The 6379-nt window shown below is 65.1% G+C and carries 11 protein-coding genes and 2 pseudogenes; 8 read left to right on the top strand and 5 right to left on the bottom strand.

Features of this window, described 5'->3' with window-relative positions; translation table 11 throughout:
* From MET2598_RS41220 to MET2598_RS42185, 5 genes and pseudogenes are all read left to right on the top strand, one after another.
* Positions 1–104: pseudogene (locus tag MET2598_RS41220) on the top strand (IS481 family transposase); the annotation flags it as partial.
* A 210-nt stretch (positions 105–314) separates the two neighbouring features.
* Positions 315–575, top strand: coding sequence for a hypothetical protein (locus MET2598_RS0117075; protein WP_018261684.1), 261 nt, complete (start codon positions 315–317; stop codon positions 573–575).
* Positions 576–745: 170 nt separating this feature from the next.
* Positions 746–1081: a hypothetical protein gene (locus MET2598_RS41215; RefSeq protein ID WP_157182187.1), complete on the top strand. Its 336-nt coding sequence runs from the start codon at positions 746–748 to the stop codon at positions 1079–1081.
* Positions 1082–1510: 429 nt separating this feature from the next.
* Positions 1511–1651, top strand: a complete 141-nt coding sequence (locus MET2598_RS42845) for a hypothetical protein (RefSeq protein ID WP_018261682.1) — start codon at positions 1511–1513, stop codon at positions 1649–1651.
* A 169-nt stretch (positions 1652–1820) separates the two neighbouring features.
* Positions 1821–1982 carry a hypothetical protein gene (locus tag MET2598_RS42185; protein WP_018261681.1) on the top strand — a complete coding sequence of 54 codons (162 nt, stop codon included), beginning with the start codon at positions 1821–1823 and terminating at the stop codon, positions 1980–1982.
* Here the strand turns inward: MET2598_RS42185 and MET2598_RS0117055 are convergent.
* The 4 genes and pseudogenes from MET2598_RS0117055 to MET2598_RS42180 all read right to left on the bottom strand — a co-directional run bounded on the left by MET2598_RS0117055 (position 1979) and on the right by MET2598_RS42180 (position 3537).
* Positions 1979–2278 carry a hypothetical protein gene (locus tag MET2598_RS0117055; protein WP_157182186.1) on the bottom strand — a complete coding sequence of 100 codons (300 nt, stop codon included), beginning with the start codon at positions 2276–2278 and terminating at the stop codon, positions 1979–1981. The genes MET2598_RS42185 and MET2598_RS0117055 overlap by 4 nt on opposite strands.
* Before the next feature lie 158 nt (positions 2279–2436).
* A pseudogene (locus tag MET2598_RS41210) lies at positions 2437–2637 on the bottom strand (IS3-like element ISMtsp5 family transposase); the annotation flags it as partial.
* 141 nt (positions 2638–2778) lie between these two features.
* Positions 2779–3177, bottom strand: coding sequence for a DoxX family protein (locus tag MET2598_RS0117050; RefSeq protein ID WP_018261679.1), 399 nt, complete (start codon positions 3175–3177; stop codon positions 2779–2781).
* A 186-nt stretch (positions 3178–3363) separates the two neighbouring features.
* Entirely contained in the window at positions 3364–3537 is a 174-nt protein-coding gene (locus tag MET2598_RS42180) for a hypothetical protein (RefSeq protein WP_018261678.1), read from the bottom strand.
* Between the two features lie 754 nt (positions 3538–4291).
* Here MET2598_RS42180 and MET2598_RS0117035 point away from each other — a divergent pair.
* The 3 genes from MET2598_RS0117035 to MET2598_RS41205 all read left to right on the top strand — a co-directional run bounded on the left by MET2598_RS0117035 (position 4292) and on the right by MET2598_RS41205 (position 5867).
* The gene (locus MET2598_RS0117035; protein ID WP_236728738.1) at positions 4292–4468 is read left to right on the top strand and encodes a hypothetical protein; all 177 of its coding nucleotides are present in this window, start codon (positions 4292–4294) and stop codon (positions 4466–4468) included.
* 254 nt (positions 4469–4722) lie between these two features.
* On the top strand, positions 4723–5703 hold the full coding sequence (locus tag MET2598_RS0117030) for a transporter (protein WP_018261676.1): 981 nt from the start codon (positions 4723–4725) through the stop codon (positions 5701–5703).
* Positions 5703–5867, top strand: coding sequence for a hypothetical protein (locus tag MET2598_RS41205; RefSeq protein WP_018261675.1), 165 nt, complete (start codon positions 5703–5705; stop codon positions 5865–5867). The genes MET2598_RS0117030 and MET2598_RS41205 overlap by 1 nt, the downstream gene beginning before the upstream one ends.
* An 8-nt stretch (positions 5868–5875) precedes the next feature.
* On the opposite strand, the gene MET2598_RS0117020 is transcribed toward MET2598_RS41205, so the two are convergent.
* Positions 5876–6187 carry a PilZ domain-containing protein gene (locus MET2598_RS0117020; protein ID WP_018261674.1) on the bottom strand — a complete coding sequence of 104 codons (312 nt, stop codon included), beginning with the start codon at positions 6185–6187 and terminating at the stop codon, positions 5876–5878.
* Positions 6188–6379 lie beyond the last annotated feature (192 nt).

Raw genomic sequence — 6379 nt, 5'->3', positions numbered from 1 at the left:
TGCGCTGGAAGACCCCGTTCCAGAGCATCTGTCATGCCTGGACCAAAGACCCAGACCGCTTCAAAATCGACCCGCACCACCTCATACCGGGACCATACACCTAGCCTACGATACTAGGTGGGAGTTACCGCCCGGTGCGGACGTGTGCCGGCGCACGCGGCACATGCGGATCTGCTGTTGCGAGAGGCCGGTTGCTAATGGGGGGCACAGGCCGTCGAATGTCCTTAGACTCAAGCAGTGTGTAGCTGCTGCTACGACCAATCTACGCTAGGCGCAACACCCTGATGCAAGCTTAGCAAATCGGATAGACGCTGATGAAGAATTATGTTGCTGTGCTCAGCGCGTCAATCTTTCTGGCCCAACTACTCGGTTCGGCACACGCGCAAACCGCCATGTTAGCTCCCGAATTCCAAGCCCCAGAGATCAGCGAAGACGCCGCTACCCCGGATCGCATGACTGATGTGGATCCGGCCATGCTGGCGCGCTGCGATGCTGAGGCCGTGCGGAGAAAGCTGAGGGGCGAGGTGCGCAGGGTGTTCGTCGAGTCCTGCGTTGAGCCGGAGGGGGACGATTGAGCCCACCTTGATGATGGGTGCATCCGAGATGCGGCTACTGGCGTGTTGGCTCAACGCTGGCGAAACCATCCAGGTTATCCGCCGGATCAAGCAGGGCGTGCTCGGAGTTGAGCTAGATGCCGATGAGGCGGCTTGATGTGGCCGGCGCGAGCTGTGGGAGCAGAGTATCCATGAGTACGGCGGGAGCCGATGAGGCTGAAGTTTTTGGTATACCTCAAGTGAGCCAGCATGCTGCGAAGCAAACATCGGCTCCGAACAAAGCATCAAAATCAAAGGGACTAAAAGCAAGCCGATCTGACAAGCGTAAGCCTGATCCAGTCGAATACATTTCTGAAGGTGCTAAAAAGGCGCGGCGAGCTGCGGAGATTATTATGAATATGGCAGGACCTAACAACAAAGATGTCTGTGAGCTTTATGACTTGTTTCTGCGTGTGGATCCTATTGAAGTTGCAGGCGAGCTGGCTGGAGCGTGCGAGAAGGTGAGGGGTCACGCTCTCAAATCCTGATACAATCTCCGGCTCAGTGGGCTCGCCGTAGTAGCGAAGTGGTGCGTGGCGGCCGGGCCAGAGCCGCACTCAGACCCGGCCGCCATCTACAGCGACCAGCGCGCCGCAGGCTCAAAGGCGGGCGCCAGTCGCTGCGTTCGCCCGCTCGGATCTGTGACGACGAGAGCGGCCGATCTCGGAATGGAGAGGAGCGGCGACCACGACAGGTCGGACGCAGCCGCCGCTCTCGCCGGTTCGGGGGCACCCTGTTCGGCTCGCCGGCAAGCTCGCGCGTCGCGGTTAATACGCGGTGCTGACTCCTGCCCGGCTTCGGGTGCAGTGCTTGCATAGCCTCAGGAGGCCAGGAACCACGATGGGATCTGACGACCTCAAGAACCCGCTGTTCCGCGTCCTAACCTATCGGGACGGGCAGGTGTCATCACCGAGACGGTGCAGACGCCGGAGGCTGCCCAGATCCGGTTCGCGTCGGCGGTCGACCTCTGCCGCACACGCGACGACGTGCCCGCGCACCGGGTCGAGCTCTGGCAGGGGCAGGAGCTGCTGGAGGTGTGGCGCGACGAGACGGACTAGGGCGCCGCGCGTGAGGTGTGGCAGCCAAGCCGGAAGGTCTGGATCACTTCGGCCCGGCCACTCAGACATGCCATCACCGCATTCCAGCCATCTGGCATGTGGCATACCAAGTTGCGTTGTGCAGCGCCATATATGTTGCATCGCACAACGCCACTCGGGAACGCGTGAGATGATTGCCCTCGCCCTGCTCAGCCTCGTCGCCGCCGCTGCCGTGAACGCGTCGCTGGTCCTGGTCGCCGCCGATCGCATGACCCCGAATGCTTCGGCCCCGGTCCTGCCGCTGGTCGCCAGCAACGAGAACGAGATCCTGGCCGCCAAGCTCGCGGCCTAAGCCGCGTCACGCCGCAACGGCTCACCAACCCCGCCCTCCACGGCGGGGTTTTGTTTTTCCAGCCCGGGCGACAGCGCGCCCTGATGCTCGGCAATCTCGATCGCCTCCTGCAGTCCGGGCCCGGCGGGGTGTCCATTGTGGTCGAGATACTGCTTGACCCGCGCGAGGAGGCGAAGCGTCCGGCTCTGGGGCTCGTAGCTCCGACACAGCAGGTCGGCGCTGATCTGGAAGGCGAGATCCTCTGCGAGGTCGGAGATCAGCGAGAAGCCCTCGCCGAGGCTGTCTGGATCACTCATGTACGCCACCCGGGTACTCAGAGCGCCATTGATTGGCGCCCCAGGCTTCGTAAGCCATTGAGCGGCATCGAGGAACGTTAGGCTACGTTAGGGCGGCCGGGCACGGGTGATCGGAAGGTCGTATCCGGCTGCCCACTACAGTAACCGGGCAGCGGATGCTCAGGAGCCTCGAAGCGTGTGGTCAGCCGCGGCGCATTGATGCCCACGCACTCGGCCGAACAGTGATCGACGGCGACAAACACCGCGACCGGGCCCTCGCCAGTCCAGGTGGTGGTCAGGTCGCTGCTCCACATCGTGTCCACCTTCCTCGGGATGGTGGTGCCTTCGTGGGTGCGCGGGCCGCGCGGCGCGCTGATTTGGAGCTTCGGACCATGAGGGCGACCGACGAATTCAGCCCATGGACCAGCGGCCGTCAGGATCTGCAGCATGCTGGCTGCCCCGCCAGGGCCAAGCCGGGACGGCCAGTGCTGAGCGAGCACACTCCGCGCCGCTCACCTTCGTCAGGCGCGCTGCACGGCGCTTCGCGGAAGTCCGTCAAGGAGCTCGCTTCGGCGCGCGTAAGCGAGGCCGGCGAGCAGCATTAGGAGTACGGCGGCGGGCAGCATCATCGGCACGGGATCGCCGGCCCGCAGGTGGCTACCAACCGCGCCGATCATGATCGCGGCCAGCCACAGTGCCCCGAGAGCCGTCCAGCCACGTATCCAGAGCAGGACGGCACCGACGAGCTGGCCCGCGCCGACGGCGTACATGAACCAGAGCGGGTAGCCGAAGCGGGCGAAGCCCGAGACCTCGAAGGGAACGGCGGCGAACTTCATCCCGGCCGCGAGCAGGAAGACGGCCGTGAGCAGGCCGCGCAGGACGAGGCCCCCGGTGCGCAGGCGGTTTGGTGTGGTCACCATCGTGAACTCCCCAGGATTGCGGCCGTGCTCCAGCCGCGTGATGCCGGGCCGGAGCGTCGGCGGGACTTGTCGGAAGGCTCGCCTCAGCGGCTGACCGCGAGCACAAGGACGATGTTGCAGGCGGGCAGGAAGGCGATGCCGGCCAGAACGGTGACGGCGAGCATGGCTACTCGAGAGCAGGGCCGCTCAGCCGATGTACGGCCAAGCCCGCAGGGGGCAGGTCATCTCCGCCGCGAACGGTACGTCAGTTGCCGGCTCGGTCTGCAGGGCAGCGACATCGGTCGCGGCGAGAGCGGGAGCAACGTGGCTCCAGACGACGAGCACGGCAGCCGCCGCGATGATCCGGATGATGTCAAGCATGAGCAGGTCCCCTTTCGCGGTCGTCGACGACCGTTCGTGGCGAGGATTTCTAAAGCTGGGCCGTTGCAGCGCGATTGCGTCGATTATTGCTCCGCTTGCGACGCTTCAGCATGCGCACTCGTGGCCCCTGCCACCCTGCGCGCCCTCAGCCTCGCCGAGACGGACGCCGCGGCCCGCGGCGGGTGCGCCGCATGAGCCGATCCGTCCGCCAGCCCACACCGCCCCAGAACCCCGTAGAAGCCGCTGTGCGGGCCTTGGACGCCCTCCTGCGGGCTGCCGAGCTTTCTCATTCCGGACCCGCCAGAGCCGCCTACGGGGCTGCTATTCGCCGCCGGGGTCTATCTCTCGCCGAGGCGGACGGTCCCGAGACCTTGCGCCGAGCCCTCGACCAGATCAGCATTGTTTCAAGGCCTCAGCGGCAACTGGACCGCCCACGTAAGCCTCAGACTTGGCAGGCTGGAAGCAGCGCAGGGAGTTCGGAAAGGACCTACTTCGGCGGTGGGCAGCAGGATCCAACGGACTAGGCCTTGACCGGGCTCCGCGCAGTTGGCAGCGCTTGCTTTTATGTTGCACGGCGACAAATACTGAGAATGTAAAATCCTACTTGACACCAACATGAGTGAAGTCAAGCCTAGCAGCGGGAGACCAGGATCTTTCGCCCAACGAGGCGGGGCATCAAATGACATGTCTTTGCGCTTGCTCGCGACCACGCGACGAGAAAGAAATTCCTACGCTTAGTTATCGCGCGTACTTGATGGACCTTGACGACCACATCATCGGCGTTGAACAAATAGACGCACAGGATGACGTCGAGGCGATGCTCAAGGCGCCCGCCTTCACCGCCAGCTCCGCCGTGGAGATTTGGGACCGCGCGCGGCGCGTGATCGGGCTTCGGCAGCGGTTCGGCAGGGTCAACACATCGGCCATCTAACCATAATACGTCAGCACACCCGGCCTGTACCAGCCAAGAAGCGACCGAAGGATCCGCGGGTGCGCCTCACCCCGCGCCTCGTGAGTCGTCAGTTGAGGCAGAAGTGCGGTGCGTTCGGCGTTGCAGGAAGGGGCATCGTGGCCCCCAGATCGAGGCCACCTGTGATGAGCCTATCCACTTCGCCTTCTCGCGCCGAGACCAGCTCGGCCGCGTCAGCCCAACGAGGGTTCCCCCTGGCCGGCCTGCTCTGGGCCATGCGCTTCGACGAGGCAGGACGTGGTCACCTCGTTGACCCCCCGGAGGACCTCTCAGACCTCGGCGGTTTCGGGCAGGGCTTCCTCTGGCTCCACTTCGACCTCACCACCGCCCAGCTCGACGCGATATTCAGGGACGGGCAACTCGGTCCGCCACGGCTCGCCACCTGCGTCTTCAGCACCGACGAGCACCAGCGCGTGACCGTCGAGGGCAGTTACATCGGCGGTGTGGTCGCTGACCTCACCCGGGACGAGGAGCGCGAGGCGGACGCGGGCACAGATGGGGTCACCGGCCGGCTGCACTTCGTGCTCGGACCGCGCCTGCTGGTCAGCGGCCGGCGTGAACGGGTGGAGAGCCCGGATGCCGCCCGCGCCGCTGCGACGGAGGGCGCACGGTTCACTTCACCGATCCTCCTGCTCGAGCGACTAATCGGGTACGTGATTGCCTCGATCGCCGCCTCGGGATCCAACCTCGCGGACGAGGTGGACGCGATCGAGGACCACATCCTCGAGGAGCGCGTGCGGGGCGACCGTCGGCGGCTTGGCCCCATACGCCGAGACGCCGTGCGCCTGCACCGGCAACTGCTCGGTCTGCGCGCGGTGTTCCATCGGTTGGAGGAGGATGGCACCACCGAACAGCTGCCCGATCTCGCCGTCACGACGGCCGCCCGGATCGCGCAGCGGCTCGACGCCCTCGACCGTGATATGAACCTGATCGCGGAGCGGAGCCGCCTGCTGCAGGAGGAGTTGTCGGCGCGCCTGGCGGAGCAGTCGAACCGGCAACTTTACACCCTGTCGATCCTGACGGCGTTGTTCCTTCCTCCGACGCTGATCACAGGGGTATTCGGCATCAACACTAAGGGGCTGCCCTTTGCTGAAAACGAGCACGGCTCCTGGATCGTGATTGGGTTGGCACTCCTGTCAGCCGTACTCGCGTATGGCGCCATCCGGGTTCTGGGCATTCGTGCGCCGCGTGAGTAGTGCGCCTCGGGATCTGCGCGACCGCCTCCGACGTGGAGGTGCTGGCGACGGTGCCCGACACGCCCGAGGGCGTCGCCATCCTCGACTTCGTGGCGGCGGCCACCCTGCGCGCCCTCAGCCTCGCCGAGACTGAGGCCGCGGCTCGCGGTGGGGACGCTGCATGACCAACCTGTCAGTCGATGGCTGCAGGCGGAACGATGTAGCCGTTTGCGTCGACGGCGATGATGCGCGGTTCGCGCGCGGGCGCCGTGAAAGCCACCCCGGCCTCGTCGCGCCGTCGCCATGTCAGGCGGACGCGCCACGTCCGCTTCTCTCGCTTGAACGTGAGATCGAACTCGCGCGGGAGAAAGAGCGTCCCATTCACGATCAGCTTTGCACCATCGCGAGACCTGTTCGGGATCAGGCAGTCGACGGTAAGATCGTTGAAGGCGATACTCCCCCCCAGGAAGGTCCGATCGCGCGGAGCATTTCGGCGCTCTTGCATGTGTTTCTACCTCGTTTCGAGACAGGGGCGTCGGCCTCCTCACCGTTGCGCAACCGCGGTGCCACCGGCGCAGCTCAGCCGCTGCCTGAAGAGAAGGCTGCTGTTCCTCGGCTACCAAGCCGAGGGTCTCACCGCGTCCGGTTCGTCGAAACCGCCGGGCCGTTCTCCATGCAGGCGGCCACCATTCCCGGC

Source organism: Methylobacterium sp. WSM2598 (genome assembly GCF_000379105.1).
Taxonomy (GTDB): Bacteria; Pseudomonadota; Alphaproteobacteria; order Rhizobiales; family Beijerinckiaceae; genus Methylobacterium.
This window is presented reverse-complemented; position numbering and strand designations above follow the sequence as displayed.